This window comes from Streptomyces adelaidensis (assembly GCF_016598475.1).
Taxonomy (GTDB): Bacteria; Actinomycetota; Actinomycetes; order Streptomycetales; family Streptomycetaceae; genus Streptomyces; species Streptomyces adelaidensis.
Genome location: NZ_JAEMUX010000025.1, coordinates 1 through 14,154, shown reverse-complemented (window position 1 = coordinate 14,154; position 14,154 = coordinate 1). Strand labels below are relative to the sequence as shown.

Here is a 14,154-nt window from a genome sequence, read left to right as displayed (position 1 = left end):
CATGGCGACACTTCCCAACCCGCTGCCCAAGCTGGCGGCCGACCCGAGCGGGCGCGCGCTCGGGCTTGAACTCCCGCTTCCGCAGGGAAGACTGATCGACACGACGGACGAGGGCCCGTGGCACGAGCCGCTGCTCTGGTGCGCGGACGAGGCGGCCACCCCGGGCCTGTGGGCCGGCGTCCAGCCCGCCCGCCGTACGGCCGGTCTCCTCCCGGTGCTGCTGGACGTCGGCGACGGCCGGGGCGGGCCGGAGGAGTGGGAGTTGATGCCCGGCGAGATGTCCTACCCCGGCGACCACGACGCCGACGAGGTCCTGGCCGAGTTCTGGGACGAGCACACGACCGACGAGGACGACGACTGGCCGGGCCTTGCCGAAGCCCCCATGCCCGCCGAAGCACCCGCACTCGCCACGGCCCCGACCTCCGCCATCCCAACCTCCTACGCCCCAACCTCGGCCACCCCAACCGCCGACGCCCCAACCTCCGCCACCCCGACCGCCGCCGCCCCGGACCCGGACGCCCTCGCCGCCGAGCTCGCCGACACCCTCGCGCAAGCCCCCTCCTGGCTGAAGGAGCCCCGCCTCGCCCTGGTCCCGGCCCGCCGCAGCGCCGACATCCCGGCGGCGATCGGCTGGGGCGGCCCGATGAACCACGAGAACGACGTGGCCCGGCTCTGCGCCGTCCTCCGTTCCTGGGAGGACCGCTTCGGCATACGTGTCGTCGCCCTCACCTTCGACCGGCTCGTCCTCTCCGTCGCCGCCCCGCCCACCACCGAGGCCGAGGCCGAGGCGGTGGCCGACGAGCACTTCGCCTTCTGCCCGGACAACATCCGGCAGGGCACGGCGGACGGCACCCGTCACTCCTACGCCCGCACCCTCCCCGGCGAGCGGGCCTGGTCCTTCTGGTGGGACTGAGACCGGGACCGAGACCGGAACTGAGACCGGCACCGGGACACGGCGCCTCCCACCGGCGTCCCCCTCAGCCGTCGTCCCGCAACCGTTCCTGTGGACTGAGCAGGAGTGAGCCCGCTCAGCCGCACGCCCCGAACGGTCTTGGGCGTACTGGTCCCCGGCGTACTCGACCCCGGGGCAGCGACACCCATCCTGTGCGTGGTCCGATCTCGGGAGGCCAGTTCCCTGCTCGACCTGGCCATATGGGTACGGCCAGAGGCGACGGGGAGGCCCTGAACCATCACTCCGGTGGAGCAGGGGCCCCGCACACTGGCGCCGTACCCGGCGTCCCAGATCGCACAATCACCGTAGCCCGAACGGCCCAGGACGCTGCAAGCCCGGAAGCCGACCATCACACGATCGAGTTAAACCTCCCTCGTGCACGCTCCCCGGCGAGCAGCTGACAACCCCGCCCCCAACCTCCGCAGCCCCTCCCGTATCTCCCCCGGCGCCTGCGTCACGAAGCACAGCCGCAGGGTCGACCGGTCCGGCTCACCGGCGTAGAAGGGCGCGCCCGGCACGTACGCCACGTCGTGCCCGACCACGCGCGGGAGGAGGGCGGTGGTGTCGTAGGAGGAGGGGAGGCGGGCCCAGAGGAACATGCCGCCCTCGGGGCGGTGCCAGGTGGAGCCCTCGGGGAGGGCCGTAGCGAGGCCGTCGAGCATGACGTCGCGGCGCTCCCGGTAGGCGGCGGCGACCCGGACGACATGGGCGTCCAGGTCGCGGTCGGCGAGATAGCGGGCGGCGGCGAGCTGGTTGACGGTCGGGGTGTGCAGGTCGGCCGCCTGCTTGGCGACCGCGCAGGCCCGGCGCAGCCCGGCGGGCGCGCGCAGCCAGCCCAGCCGCATGCCGGGTGCCATCACCTTGGAGAAGGAGCCCAGCAGCGCTGTACGGTCCTCGGCGCCCGGATGGGCCGCGATCCACGGCACCCGCTCGCCCTCGAAGCGGAGTTCGCCGTACGGGTCGTCCTCGACGATCCACAGCCCGAGCCGGGCGGCGACGGAGGCGACGGCCGCCCGCCGCTCGGCCGGCAGGGTGCGCCCGGTCGGGTTCTGGAAGGTGGGCACGGTGTAGAAGAGCTTGGGCCGAGTCCGCGCCACCAGCTCCGCCAGCGCCTGCGGGTCCACCCCGTGCTCGTCACCGGGCACGGCCACGACCCGGGCGCCCGCGAACCGGAACACCTGGAGCGCCGCCAGATAGCACGGGTCCTCGACCAGCACGACGTCCCCCGGTTCGAGGAGCGCGGTGGCGAGCAGCGACAGCGCCTGCTGCGAGCCGGTGGTGACGAGCATCCCGTCCGCGTCCGTCGGCAGGCCCCGTGCCGTGTACCGCGCGGCGAGCGCCGCCCGCAGCACGGGCTCGCCCTCGGTCGTCGCGTACTGCAGTGCGCGCCCGGCCGACTCGGCGAGCACGTCGCGGTAGGCCGCCGCGATGCCCTCCGTGTCGAACAGCTCCGGGGCGGGCAATCCACCCGCGAAGTTGACGACTTCGGGCCGTGAGGTGACGGCGAGGATGTCCCGTACGGGGGAACCCCCGACGGCCGCGACCCGGCCGGCGAAGGCGGGCACGGGCACCCCGGGACCCGTCGGCCCCTCGCCGCCGGAACCGGCCGCGACCCCCTCGGTTCTCACAAAGCGCACGTCACTCGCGGCGCGCACAGCATCCACGGCACTCATCCCACGGCTCCTTCGACGCTCCAGGACGGCGCGACCCCGCCCCACTGCCCGCACCCTAGCCAGATGAGTGCCCCTTACATCCACCAATTTCGCGATGCGGGCCCTCCTCCGCACCCCCTAGGCTGCCCGCATGCTGCCCAGCGTGGACACGAACGACGAGTTGGAAGAAGTCGTCGGTGACGAGGCGCTGCTGCGACCGGCTGCCCAGGATCTCTGCGGTCAACTCGGTCTCGCAGGTGCGCGAATCGTACGTTTCCCCGAGGGCTCGCTGCCGGTGTACGCCGTCGGCGACGCCCTCGTCCTCAAGCTCTATCCGGGCTTCGAAGCGGCGGAAGCCGTCAGAGAGGCCCGCATGCTGTCCGTCCTGTGGGGCAAACTGCCCATCCCCACACCCCGGTTGCACGCGGCCGACCAGTACAAGAACGGCTGGCGCTATGTGCTGATGTCCCGGCTGCCCGGCGAGGATCTCAACGAGGTCTGGCCGCGGATCCCGAGGGCCGACCAGGAGCGGATCATCGTCGAGGCCGCCGAGGGCCTCGCCGCCCTGCACGCCCTGGACGCCGCACCGGTGGTCCCCATCACCGGCCCGCCGGACTGGGGCAGGTTCATGGCCGGGCAGCGCGCGGGCGCGGTCGAACAACAGCTGAGCGGCGGCCTCGCGGCCCCCTGGTTGGAACAGATCCCGGACTTCCTCCGCGCGGTACCGCTGCCGACCCACCGCCGCCCGGTCCTCCTGCACACCGAGTTCATGCGCGAGCACCTTACTGTCGACCCGCACGACGGCTGGCGCCTGACCGGCCTCTTCGACTTCGAACCCGCCATGGTCGGCGACCCGGCCTACGACTTCGTCAGCGTCGCCCTCTTCCTGACCCGGGCCGACCCCCGCCTCCTGAAACTCTTCTACGAGGCATACGGCCACCCCCCGTTCGACCACCGCGAACTGATGGCCTACACCCTCCTCCACGTCTACAGCGACCTGAACTGGTACCTGCGCAGCCTCCCGCCCCCACCCCGCCAGGACTTGGACTCCCTGGCGGAGACATGGTTCGGCGCAGGAGGCTGACCACGGACCCGCGCCCCCAAAGGCGAAAAGCACGGGGCGCAGCCCCTGCTTTTCAGGGGCGCGGGGAACTGCGCGACAAGCCCCCACCGGACCCGCACCCGACGATCCGCCCGCTACGCCCTACGCTCCGTCGCCCGCTACGCCTTACGCCCCGTCGCCACATACACATTGATGTCCGCGTCGGTCACATCGTTGATGTCCCGGTACCGAACCTTCTCGATGTCGTCCAGCCCGGCCAACGTGAGCGGCTCGACCGCCGGAGGCACCGGCGCACCGTCGGCGAACCGCCAGTGGTGGGCGGGCACGACACCGGGCTCGTCCACCACCAGCCCGCTCTGCTCGAAGAAGCGGGCGACCTCGCCCCTGGACCGCAGCACGAAGGTGAAGCCCCGCTTGGTGTACGTCTCCTGCACCGCACGGATCTTCGCCGGATTGAGGTCCTCGGTGAGATGGCTGAGCACAAGCCGGCTCCCGGCGGGCAGCGCGTCGACCAGCTCCCGTACGACCGGGTAGGCCTCGTCGTCCTCGACGAAGTGCAGGATCGCCACCAGGCACAGCGCGATCGGCTGGTCGAAGTCCAGCGTCTTGGCGGCCTCTTGGAGGATCTGCGCCGGCGTCTTGAGGTCGGCGTCGATGTAGTCCGTGGCGCCCTCGGGCGCGCTCGTGAGCAACGCGCGCGCGTGGGCGAGCACCACCGGGTCGTTGTCGACGTAGACGACGCGGGAGTCGGGGGCGATCGCCTGGGCGATCTGGTGGACGTTCTCGGCGGTCGGCAGCCCGGTGCCGATGTCGAGGAACTGCCGGATGCCCTCCTCCTGGGCGAGCGTGGTCACCGCGCGGCGCATGAAGTCACGGTTGTGCCGGACGTCGAGGTACCCGCGCGGATTGGCCGTCAGCGCCGCGCCGGCGGCCTCCCGGTCCACGGGGTAGTTGTCCTTGCCGCCGAGGAAGACGTCGTAGACCCGCGCCGGGTGCGCCTTGGTGGTGTCGATCCTCTTCCGCAGCTCGGCGGGGTCCTGACTGAGCGCGTCACCGGCCATGAAGTCTCTCCCTGGAGGGTCGGGTCATTGAATGACCAACAACCTAACCCCCGAGGGAAGTTGACCGTGACCGGATGCGGATGCCCGGCCGCCCGATCGCCCCGCCGACCAGCCGCCCAGCCGCCCGTCCGTCGGCGTCACTGGTAGGTCGGAAGCTCCTTGGGATCGGCGCCGTACCGGTTCTGGCCCCGCTCGCCCTCGGTGGTCATGAAGATGATCGTGACGATGCTGCCCACGCAGGGGACGAACCCGATGAGGACCCACCAGCCGCTGCGCCCGGTGTCGTGCAGTCGCCGAATGCTGACGGCCAGGGAGGGCAGGAAGATCGCGGCGAAGAAGAGGAGTTCGGGCGCCTCCGAATCCATGGAGAGGCCGAGGACGAACACGCCGAGCCAGATGAGCGCGCAGACCAGCGTGAACATCCAGGCGTCCTCCTCGCCTCCGCCGACGGCAGCGGCGAGAACGGCACCACCGCCAAGAAGGACGTCGTCTCCTTCCACGGCAAGGAGTACGACAGCGACGGCGGCGCCGCCGCGACCCCGCGCCTGCCGGCCGGAGGCGTCTACTACGACAGCACCCTGGCCGTCACCTACTGGCAGTCCACCGTGGACGACGCCCTCAAGTACTGAACGGACCGAAGGTACTGGGGGCGCTCAGCGCAGCATCCGAGCGGCCTCGGTCGCCCAGTACGTGAGAACGTTCCGCGCACCCGCCCGCTTGATCCCGGTCAGCGTCTCCAGGATGGCCCGGTCCCGGTCGATCCACCCCTTCTCGGCGGCGGCCTCGACCATCGAGTACTCACCGGAGATCTGGTAGGCGACGACCGGCACGTCCACGGAGTCCGCGACGCGCGCGAGGATGTCGAGGTAGGGCCCGGCAGGCTTGACCATCACCATGTCGGCGCCCTCCTCCAGGTCGAGGGCGAGCTCCCGCAGCGACTCCCGCACATTGGCGGGGTCCTGCTGATACGTCTTCCGGTCCCCCTTCAGCGAGGAACCGACGGCCTCGCGGAAGGGCCCGTAGAAGGCGGAGGCGTACTTGGCGGTGTAGGCCAGGATGACGACGTCCTCGCGCCCGATCTGGTCGAGGGCGTCCCGGACGACCCCGATCTGCCCGTCCATCATCCCGCTGGGCCCGACCACGTGCGCACCGGCGTCGGCCTGCACCTGAGCCATCTCGGCGTACCGCTCAAGGGTGGCGTCGTTGTCGACGCGTCCTTCCGCGTCGAGCACCCCGCAGTGCCCGTGATCGGTGGTCTCGTCGAGGCACAGATCGGACATCACGAGCAGCTCGTCGCCGACCTCGGCCCGCACATCACGGATCGCGACCTGCAGAATCCCGTCCGGGTCGGTCCCCGGCGTACCGATCGCGTCCTTCTTGGAGTCCTCCGGCACACCGAACAGCATGATCCCGGAGACCCCGGCCTCGACAGCCTCCGCAGCGGCCTTCTTCAGGCTGTCCCGGGTGTGCTGCACGACCCCCGGCATCGCCGTGATCGGCACCGGCTCACTCACACCCTCCCGCACGAACGCGGGGAGGATGAAGTCGGCGGGATGCAGCCGCGTCTCGGCCACCATCCGGCGCAGAGCGGGCGTCGTACGCAGCCGCCGCGGCCGCGTACCGGGGAAGGAACCGTACTTCGACATGCACCTACGCTACGCCCGCCCCGGGACCCCCTTTGCCGACGGCCCGTCGGCAGCCCCGCACCCGTCCTACGCCCCCTGAACTCCACTCCCTGGAACGCGGGCGCCCCCTTCTTCTTCCCGGACGACCCGCAGCACGGGCTCCGGCGCGAACTCACCGAGATCGAACGCGGCGTCCCGCCAGTGCGCGGCCAGGTCCAACAACTTCTGCGGGTCGTAGTCGACGGGCGGCCCCGGCTGACAGGGCAGCAGCGGGTAGAGGACGGCGGCGGCGAACCGGACACCCCACATCGCGGCCCCGGCATGAGGTTCCACACCTTCCTCCACCCCTTCCTGCTTCAGGTACTCCAGGGTGGCCGACGCATCGCGCAGGGCGTTGTACACCTGCACATAGGTGGCGTGGATCGTGTGGTCGGTCATGCTGCGCTCCTCGGGAGGCCGGGTGGATCAATCCGCCCCGAATCCGACTCAGACGACTCAGACGGTACGGACGGCTCAGACGGGACGGACGGTACGGACGGTACGGACGAATTCGGGCCCTGCTGCCCCACAGCCCCCACAGCCCCCGCGACCCCCGCAGTACGTCGCTCGCGTTCGGCGCGGCAATCTCGGCACCAGGTCCCCTCGGGCCTGCGGAAGGCCCGATTGCAGCCGCCCGCGCAGTCCACCATCCGGTACCACGGGGCCGGTTCGCCCTCTGCGGCCCGCCCCTCGGAGACTTCCGGCAGGACCGGCAACGGCGGTGGCAGCAGTTCACTCAGCCGGTAGGCGAGGAACCGTGCCGGATTCTTGAGAGGCACGGGAAGATCGGCCGTCATGGCGTGATGCACGGCCGCCTGACTGGCCCCGTTGTCGAACCAGGCGACGACGACCGGGGCGAGACGGCGCACATCCTTCTGCGAGAGCGTGAACCGGTCATCGGTCCGACGCAGCCCCACGAGCAGGGCGACAGCCTTGTCGTGGTGCTCACCGCGTTCCGACGACTCGGGGTCGACGTCCTCCGCGGCAGGCGGTACGACGGAATCAACGGCGCCGGGACCGCCTTCAACAGGCTCCCCGTCGGCCACCACGACCTCGACGGGCACCTCCTCGACCACCGGCCGTACGGGCACGGCGTCCACCGGAGCGGCGACAGCGACCGCCCCCGCCCTCTCCCCCATCACCCCACGGGCACGCGTGAGCGCCGGAGCGTTGTACGCGTACGTCCGCGTGACCACGCGCCCACCGTCGACCCGCTCCCGCACCCGCTCGACGTAACCGTGCGCCTCCAACTCCCGCAGGGCGAAGGCGATCCGGTCCCTTCCCTCGGTGAACCGCTCGGCAAGGGTGCGGATGTCGGCGGAGGCCCCCTGGGGCAGCGACAGAATGTAGGTACCGAGCCCGATGGCGGTCAGCGACAGCTCACGATGCTGGGCGAGGTGATTGCCGATGATCGTGTACCGGTCGGGCTGGTACTCCTTGACGTGAGTGACACCGGAACGGGTGGCACTTTGCCGGATACGGGACTGCGGGCGCACGGCGCCACTAGGCTTGGTCTCAGCCATGAGGGAAGCCCTACTTCTCCTCGGTGGTCAGGCCCTCGCACTGGGATTGCACTCCCGGCGAGGGCCGTCGCATGTCTGCGGTTGACGGTTGTCCGAGCCCCGAGCCTGCCCGCCCAACCCACCCCCACGCCAGCCGACTTGGGACAGTTCACTCCCCCGAGTGACGAACACGGGGTTTGGTTTGGTTTGGAGGGTTTCTCTCCCAAGAGTTCTTACTTCTTTACCGCCCGCACCCCCGACGCACGCCCCACCGGGTCCCGTGTTTCCGGGCTCCGGTGCGCGCGGGACCATCCCCTCAGCCGACCAGCCCGGCTTCGGGCGGCGCCCCGTACGACAACAAAGTGCCCGGCGGCCACCGAACGGTTCCAGCGAGCGCCCCTCCTCGGAAATGCGTGCGGGCGCGCTACGCAGGAGCCTGGCCGCGCACCATGAGTGTGCCCGGGCTCCCCGGTTCCGGAGCACTGAGGAGATGGGCGTCAATGTCGGTGAAGCCGTGCCGCTTGAGGATGTCCGCCCACGTCTGCGGGGCGTACTGCCAGCGAAGTACCGTCAGCTCCCGGTGCCGCCCTTCGAGCCACTTCCCCCGCATCGGCTGAGGTCCGTGGGAACCGACGACCGGTGCGGCCTGCGAGAAGGCGAAGACCCCGCCGGGGGACAGCCGTTCGAAGACACACGGGAACAGGTCCTCGGGGTCTGTGAACCAGACGGCCCCCCACACCGAATAGACCGCGTCGTACTCCGTGGGCGTGGACGACAGGTACCTGCACACCTCATCGTGGACGAACGACAGTCCAGGGGTGTCCTTCCACCAGGAACGGGCACGTGCCACCTGGACGGGGGAGAAGTCGACGCCGGTCACTTCGACACCCTGACGGGCCAGGTGGGCAGCCTCCTTGCCCTCAGCCGGCCCGAGCTCCAGCGCGCGGCGGGGAGTGCCGAGGACTTCGGCGCCGGGGCCGTGGCCGGGGTACTGCGTCCAGTCGAAGCGCTCGGCCGACGGAGCCGACTGGGGCCCCTCGCCCTTGTGAGGCTTGTACTTGTCCCAGTATTCGGCCGGTGTCGTGGGCGCGTGAGGCATGGAACTCCTCGGGAGGATGGAGTGACCGGTGTCCCTTGAGCTGGACACCGTATCCAGCCGTCCTCCCACACGCAGGGAAATGACGCCACCTCGCCCGGATGCGCACCTGAAGGGCGCGGGAGCGCTCAAGACGCCCCCGGGCCCGACCGGTTCAGGTCAGTGGCAGTCCGCCCCCGGACTGCATGGACCGCATGCGCCGTAGTCGCGCTCCCAGAGCTTCCAGTCCACGCCGAAGCCCGCGTCGGCGATGATCTGCGCCGTGCGCTCCACGGAGCCGTCGTACTTGAACTCGATCTCGGGAATGTGCTCCAGGAACCTGCCGTCGAAGTGCTCCTCGCAGAACTCGCGGTAGTTCTTGGTGTCGAGGATGAAGACGTGCACCGCCATGTCGACCAGGCGGCCACAGCACATCTCCAGGCCCTGGCCCCACTTCTCCATGGCCGTGATCAGGTACGAGACTGCCGCCCCGAACAGCCGGTCGGCCATCACCTCGTCCACCGGGTGGTCACGCATCAGGAGCTGGATCTCCCGGGCCCACACCTCCCGCTTCACGTAATCCCGAGGGTCTCGAACCTTGGTGTCCACTGCTGCCGTCATATTGCCCTCCGTGGCTTCGTCGGAGCCCGCCGCTCCGAGCGGGCCGTAGTGGAACGACACCACCAGCCGACAGCGTGCAGTGGTCAACTGCCCTGCCGCGCACACCGTTTGCAGATGCTGCACACGCCGTCGACGCGCCCTCCCCGACTGGCTACCGTGGATGGGCCCGGCCCCTGGCCAGTGGGAGGCGCGATGCGCACCGTGGACCCGCTGTGGAGTTCCGCTCAGGCCCGTACGCTCGTGGACCACCAAGACCCCGGAGGACTCATCCGCATGGGCCGGGTCGGGCGGGGATGGCGGCAAGCCGACCTTGGGGCGCGTCTTGGCTGCTCCGCCTCTACCGTCTCCCGAATGGAACAACGGGGCAGCCGAACAGCTGACCTACACCTCCTGCGCCGGGCAGCCCAAGAGGTCGGCGTGCCACCTCAGGTCTTAGGAGCGGCACTCGGATTGGGCATGCTCCATGCCACTAGAGTGGCGGCCGATGGTCCACGTTGCGTCAAGGAGGACCCCATGCGCCGCCGGACACTGCTCGCGGCCGCCGGGCTGACGGCCCCCGCCCAGCTCCTCGTCGGCGTGGACGACGCCTTGGCGATCACGCCTGCCCCGACCGGCTCGGCCGTACCCCTCGATACCCGCCTTACGCAGGCACGGTCTCTCTTCGACGCGGGCAGGCACACTGACCTTCTCGAAGTGCTACCCGGGCTCCTCGCCGACGCCCACGAGGCCGCCCGGTCCCGGACGGACCTCGCACACGCCCGGCTCTCATCGTGCTACAGCCTTGCCGCCCAGCTCCTCGTCAAGATCGGCCGCTACGACCGGGCCCGCCTCACCACGGACCGCGCCACCGTCTATGCGGAACTCTCCGGCTCCCCACTGGCCGCCGCCGCTGCCGCCCGGGAACTGAGTATCGTCCTGCGCCACCAGGACCAGCCCGGAGCCGCTCAGCGCCTGATCCTGAGCGCTGCCGCCCAGGTCGAGGCCACGGGGCTGAGGACTCCCGCGCAGTCGGCGGCCTACGCACAGATGCTGTGCACCACGGCGTACACGGCTGCGCGCGCTGGTGACCGGGAGCAGGCTCTGGCCATGATCCGTGAAGCGTCCCAGGCCGCGCGCAGTCTCCCGCGGCAAGCCCCGGCGGGACGCCTGTTCCCCATCACCCCGGCAGCCGTCGACCTCTACGAGGTCGGCGTTCACTGGGCTCTGGGTGACGCCGGGGCCGCCATCCAGGCCGGGCGGGGGTTGCATCCGGACCTGTTCCCCACCGCCGAGCGCAAGGGACGGATGCATACCGATCTCGGCCGTGCGTGGTGGCAGTGGGGCAAGCCGGAGCAGACGGCCCACGAGCTGCTTTCCGCCCTGCGCGTCTCCCCCGGAGAAGTCCGAGACCGCCCAGCCATCCGGCACATCGTCCGCGACCTGTCCACACGGCACCCACGCGTGAGCGGCGTCCGCGAGCTGGCTGTGGCAACTGGCCTTCGCAGCTGAGCGCCGGCCGTCGAGGGCAGGGGCGTGAGTTCAGGCGGGAACGCCGAGACCCCGTTGGCGCTGCGTGTGAAGCTTGGCAAGGGCCGCCAGTTGTCGCTGTTCCCACGCCGTGGCCGCTCGAACCGCGACCGTGTGTGAACGCCACTCAAGGCCGGTGGGACGGGCAAGGAAGACCACCGTGCCCTGAATGCCCGTGATCCTCGCGGGCATGTCGTAGTGCCGGTCGTAGACGATCTGACCGACCCTGAGTCCGTCCGCCTCCGCTCGCGCTCTTCGGACCGGTCGCTGCCGTACTCCTACGGCTGTTCTCATCGCTCCGTCCTTCCTCGGCATCGCTCGCACTCCGGGAATCGGCACGCCGAACAGTCCGGCCCGGGGAGGTGGACGACGCCGGAGGCCACGTCCAACACCCCTCCGTACTCCGTCCACCACCCTGTAGGGCTGCCCTCGTACGGGGTGCCCGCGAACCGTTCGACTGTCCCCTCCGGTGCCGTCGCCACCTCACAGCCCTCGGCGGGTACGGCGGTTGGTCTCAGCCACCCGAGGCACCAGAAGCTCACGGGTGGTCGGCCGGCGGAACTCCGCCGTGTCCCACTCCTCACCGTCGGACGCTCTCAGGGTCAGTGTCGAGCCGTCCCAACTCACGACGGAACCCACGCGGCCCGTACGGGCATCGGTGGTCCAGTCCCCCAGGCCGGGCACGTACGCGGGCTCCGCGTTCGCCTCGAAGGCGTTCACGCCGCCACCTCCTTCGCGTCCGTCGCCCGGCGGTGCGGATGCTGACTGATTACGTCGTTGGTGCTCCGGAGGCTTACGACACCGCCCAGCCGTCGAGCCGCTTCCCTCTTCGTCACGGCGGCAGTGCAGACGGGGCAGCCGTCCACGGGAACGGGCTCAAGGGCCGGTGCGCGGAGTGCCGGTGCGCGAAGGGCCGGAGTCGTCGCCGTCGTCTCGCTGGTCATCCCCACGGCCTCCTCTGGAGCCCTGCCTCAACTACCCGCAGCAGCTCAGGGGTTGGTGACGCGTATCCGGTGCGTGGAACCCACATCGGGGCGAGTCGCCAGAAGCCACCGGCATGTGCGAGTGCTTCCAGTTCCTCCACGCCGTCAGCCGGTGCCGCGCGGGCTGTCTCCTGATCGGACACGACCATTCCTCTCCGTAGCGACTCCACTACCAAGCGGGTTCAGCGTGGCCCACTGCGGGGAAGCAATCAACGTGTCAGACAGGAACGGAAGATTGGTGAAAGCTCTTTGAACCGCAAGGAGTTGGACCCGGAAAGCTCTCCTCAGGCCGCCTTCGGTGCGCGTTTGCGCAGCGAGCGGGAGGCGCGCGGCTGGAAGCAGGAGGACCTGGCGGAGCGGGTGGGGTATGCCAGTTCGCATATCTCGGCCGTGGAAACTGCTCGCAAGATGCCGACCTTGCGCTTCTCACGCAGTGTGGACCTCGCCTTCGGCATCGCAGATACGGAGCGAACGTTCGAGCGCCAGTGGCGCGAGATCCGCCACGGCAGCCTGTTGGAGGGCTTCCCGCAGTTCGTCGACCACGAGAGGCGTGCGGCGGAGATCCGGCTGTACGAGGTGGGGGTCATTCCTGGCCTGCTTCAGACGCCGGAGTACGCAACGATCGTGGCCGACAGCGCCGTCAAGCGGGGGGCAATCACCGCCGAGCAGGCAAAGGAGCGGGTCACGCTCGTCGCGGAACGGCAGACCGCGCTCGTCCGGACGCCCGCACCGCTGATCTTCGCGGTCCTGGACGAAAGCTGTCTGCGTCGACCCATCGGCGAACCCGGCGTCATGAACGCTCAGTTGGCACGGCTGGTCGAGTTCGCTGAACTGCCGAACACCGTGCTCCAGATCGCCCCATTCAGCATGGGCGAGCGCCGACCGCTCAGCCTGCCGCTCTACATCCTGACGATGGCGGACCGCTCCCTCATGTCGTACGCCGAGTCCGCGCACCGGGGCCATCTCGAACGGGACGGCAGGTTCGTCCTGCCCTTGCTGGCGGCCTACCATCAACTACAGGCTGAAGCCTGCTCACAGGCAGAATCCGTGGCCGTGATCAACCAGTTGCGAAAGGGCACCCCGTGACCACCGAATCCCCCCGTTGGTTCAAGTCCTCGTACAGCGAGAACGGCGGCGCCTGCCTGGAGGCCGCCGGAAACCTCGTCGCCTCGCGCGGCCTGGTCCCCGTCCGTGACTCCAAGAACCCGAACGGTCCGGTTCTGGACGTCCCCGCCGACGCGTTCTCGTCCTTCGTGGCGGGCGTCAAGGCCGGGGAGTTCGGCTCTGTCTGACCGCTCGGCCCGGCGCTCGCCTTCGAGCCCGGCGCCCGGCCGTCGGTCGTCGCTGCCGTCCAGCATGACGAGTTCCCCGTGTGAGTCTGACCCGACCACGTGATGCCCCGCCACTCCGCGAGGAGTAGCGGGGCATCACTGTCGCGTGTGGCGCCGCTGTCGGCCCGGCGGGCCCTGCTCACCGCTCTTCGGCCGGGCCCCCCGCCCACCATGCTGTCCATGCCCCTCGCCTGCTGCAACGTCTCCGCGAACTCCCCCAGCGCGGCCTGAAGATCCTCGACGATCTCGGCGGCCAGCACCTCGGGCGCGGGCAGGTTGTCCGCGTCGTCGAGGCTGGGGTCGCGCAGCCAGGTGATGTCGACGTCCGCCTTGCCGCGGGCGACCAGTTCCTCGTACGAGTACGCCTTGAACCACTCGGTCTCGACACGCTTGGAGCGGTCCTCAAACTGGGCCCGGGTGAGCGGGTTCTGCTTGAGGGTGAAGTGCTGGGCCGTACGGAAGTCGTAGACCCAGAGCTTCTCGGTCCACTGCTGGTTGGGCCGGGCCGGCTTGCGCTCGAAGAACAGCACGTTGAGTGCCTGATGTGGACGTAAGGGTCGTGTGTGGGGGCTGGGTGTCCCTGAGGGGCAAGCTTTGGCCAGAAGTGCATGGGATCGCGATCGCAATTTTGGTACAACTGATCGACTGGGCTTCCGTGTGTGCCGGAAGGTTTGTCCATGCGTCAGGTGTGGGGGCTGGGCGCCGAGTTGAGGGAACGAATCTGCGAGGGCGTCGACGGGGGTG

At 70.0% G+C, this 14,154-nt stretch carries 15 protein-coding genes; 6 read left to right on the top strand and 9 right to left on the bottom strand.

The features are described from left to right. Nucleotide 1: 1 nt before the first annotated feature. Nucleotides 2–913, top strand: coding sequence for a DUF4253 domain-containing protein (locus I8N67_RS16785; protein WP_200303918.1), 912 nt, complete (start codon nt 2–4; stop codon nt 911–913). Between the two features lie 401 nt (nt 914–1,314). On the opposite strand, the gene I8N67_RS16780 is transcribed toward I8N67_RS16785, so the two are convergent. Further along, entirely contained in the window at nt 1,315–2,625 is a 1,311-nt protein-coding gene (locus tag I8N67_RS16780) for an aminotransferase-like domain-containing protein (RefSeq protein WP_234045824.1), read from the bottom strand. 130 nt (nt 2,626–2,755) lie between these two features. Here I8N67_RS16780 and I8N67_RS16775 point away from each other — a divergent pair, with 130 nt between their 5' ends. Then, nucleotides 2,756–3,688 carry a phosphotransferase family protein gene (locus tag I8N67_RS16775; protein WP_200303917.1) on the top strand — a complete coding sequence of 311 codons (933 nt, stop codon included), beginning with the start codon at nt 2,756–2,758 and terminating at the stop codon, nt 3,686–3,688. Nucleotides 3,689–3,825: 137 nt separating this feature from the next. On the opposite strand, the gene I8N67_RS16770 is transcribed toward I8N67_RS16775, so the two are convergent. Then, nucleotides 3,826–4,728: an SAM-dependent methyltransferase gene (locus I8N67_RS16770; protein WP_200303916.1), complete on the bottom strand. Its 903-nt coding sequence runs from the start codon at nt 4,726–4,728 to the stop codon at nt 3,826–3,828. 137 nt (nt 4,729–4,865) lie between these two features. After that, nucleotides 4,866–5,093 (bottom strand): DUF805 domain-containing protein, encoded by a 228-nt coding sequence (locus tag I8N67_RS16765; protein ID WP_234045823.1) that lies wholly within the window; start codon nt 5,091–5,093, stop codon nt 4,866–4,868. On the opposite strand from I8N67_RS16765, the gene I8N67_RS44220 reads away from it, so the two are divergent. Further along, complete coding sequence (locus I8N67_RS44220) at nt 5,013–5,357, top strand: hypothetical protein (RefSeq protein WP_307835261.1); 345 nt, start codon at nt 5,013–5,015, stop codon at nt 5,355–5,357. The two genes, I8N67_RS16765 and I8N67_RS44220, sit on opposite strands and share 81 nt — an antisense overlap. Nucleotides 5,358–5,381: 24 nt before the next feature. Here I8N67_RS44220 and hemB read toward each other — a convergent pair whose 3' ends face one another. From hemB to I8N67_RS16740, 5 genes are all read right to left on the bottom strand, one after another. Then, nucleotides 5,382–6,374: a porphobilinogen synthase gene (hemB, locus tag I8N67_RS16760; RefSeq protein ID WP_200303915.1), complete on the bottom strand. Its 993-nt coding sequence runs from the start codon at nt 6,372–6,374 to the stop codon at nt 5,382–5,384. A gap of 66 nt (nt 6,375–6,440) precedes the next feature. Beyond that, nucleotides 6,441–6,791 carry a hypothetical protein gene (locus I8N67_RS16755; protein ID WP_200303914.1) on the bottom strand — a complete coding sequence of 117 codons (351 nt, stop codon included), beginning with the start codon at nt 6,789–6,791 and terminating at the stop codon, nt 6,441–6,443. After that, a complete protein-coding gene (locus tag I8N67_RS16750; protein ID WP_234045822.1) occupies nt 6,788–7,915 on the bottom strand; it encodes a helix-turn-helix domain-containing protein in 1,128 nt (375 codons plus the stop codon). The genes I8N67_RS16755 and I8N67_RS16750 overlap by 4 nt, the downstream gene beginning before the upstream one ends. 403 nt (nt 7,916–8,318) lie before the next feature. Further along, entirely contained in the window at nt 8,319–8,993 is a 675-nt protein-coding gene (locus I8N67_RS16745) for a class I SAM-dependent methyltransferase (RefSeq protein WP_200303913.1), read from the bottom strand. Nucleotides 8,994–9,149: 156 nt separating this feature from the next. Then, nucleotides 9,150–9,590, bottom strand: a complete 441-nt coding sequence (locus I8N67_RS16740; protein WP_200303912.1) for a UCP032817 domain-containing protein — start codon at nt 9,588–9,590, stop codon at nt 9,150–9,152. A 192-nt stretch (nt 9,591–9,782) separates the two neighbouring features. Between I8N67_RS16740 and I8N67_RS16735 the strand changes: the two genes are divergently transcribed. Then, nucleotides 9,783–11,078: a helix-turn-helix domain-containing protein gene (locus tag I8N67_RS16735; RefSeq protein ID WP_200303911.1), complete on the top strand. Its 1,296-nt coding sequence runs from the start codon at nt 9,783–9,785 to the stop codon at nt 11,076–11,078. 501 nt (nt 11,079–11,579) lie between these two features. On the opposite strand, the gene I8N67_RS16730 is transcribed toward I8N67_RS16735, so the two are convergent. Continuing rightward, nucleotides 11,580–11,816, bottom strand: coding sequence for a hypothetical protein (locus tag I8N67_RS16730; RefSeq protein WP_200303910.1), 237 nt, complete (start codon nt 11,814–11,816; stop codon nt 11,580–11,582). Between the two features lie 512 nt (nt 11,817–12,328). Here I8N67_RS16730 and I8N67_RS16725 point away from each other — a divergent pair. Both I8N67_RS16725 and I8N67_RS16720 read left to right on the top strand, forming a co-directional pair. Beyond that, the gene (locus I8N67_RS16725; protein ID WP_200303909.1) at nt 12,329–13,165 is read left to right on the top strand and encodes a helix-turn-helix domain-containing protein; all 837 of its coding nucleotides are present in this window, start codon (nt 12,329–12,331) and stop codon (nt 13,163–13,165) included. Then, complete coding sequence (locus I8N67_RS16720) at nt 13,162–13,371, top strand: DUF397 domain-containing protein (protein WP_200303978.1); 210 nt, start codon at nt 13,162–13,164, stop codon at nt 13,369–13,371. Before I8N67_RS16725 ends, I8N67_RS16720 begins: the two co-directional genes overlap by 4 nt. Nucleotides 13,372–14,154 lie beyond the last annotated feature (783 nt).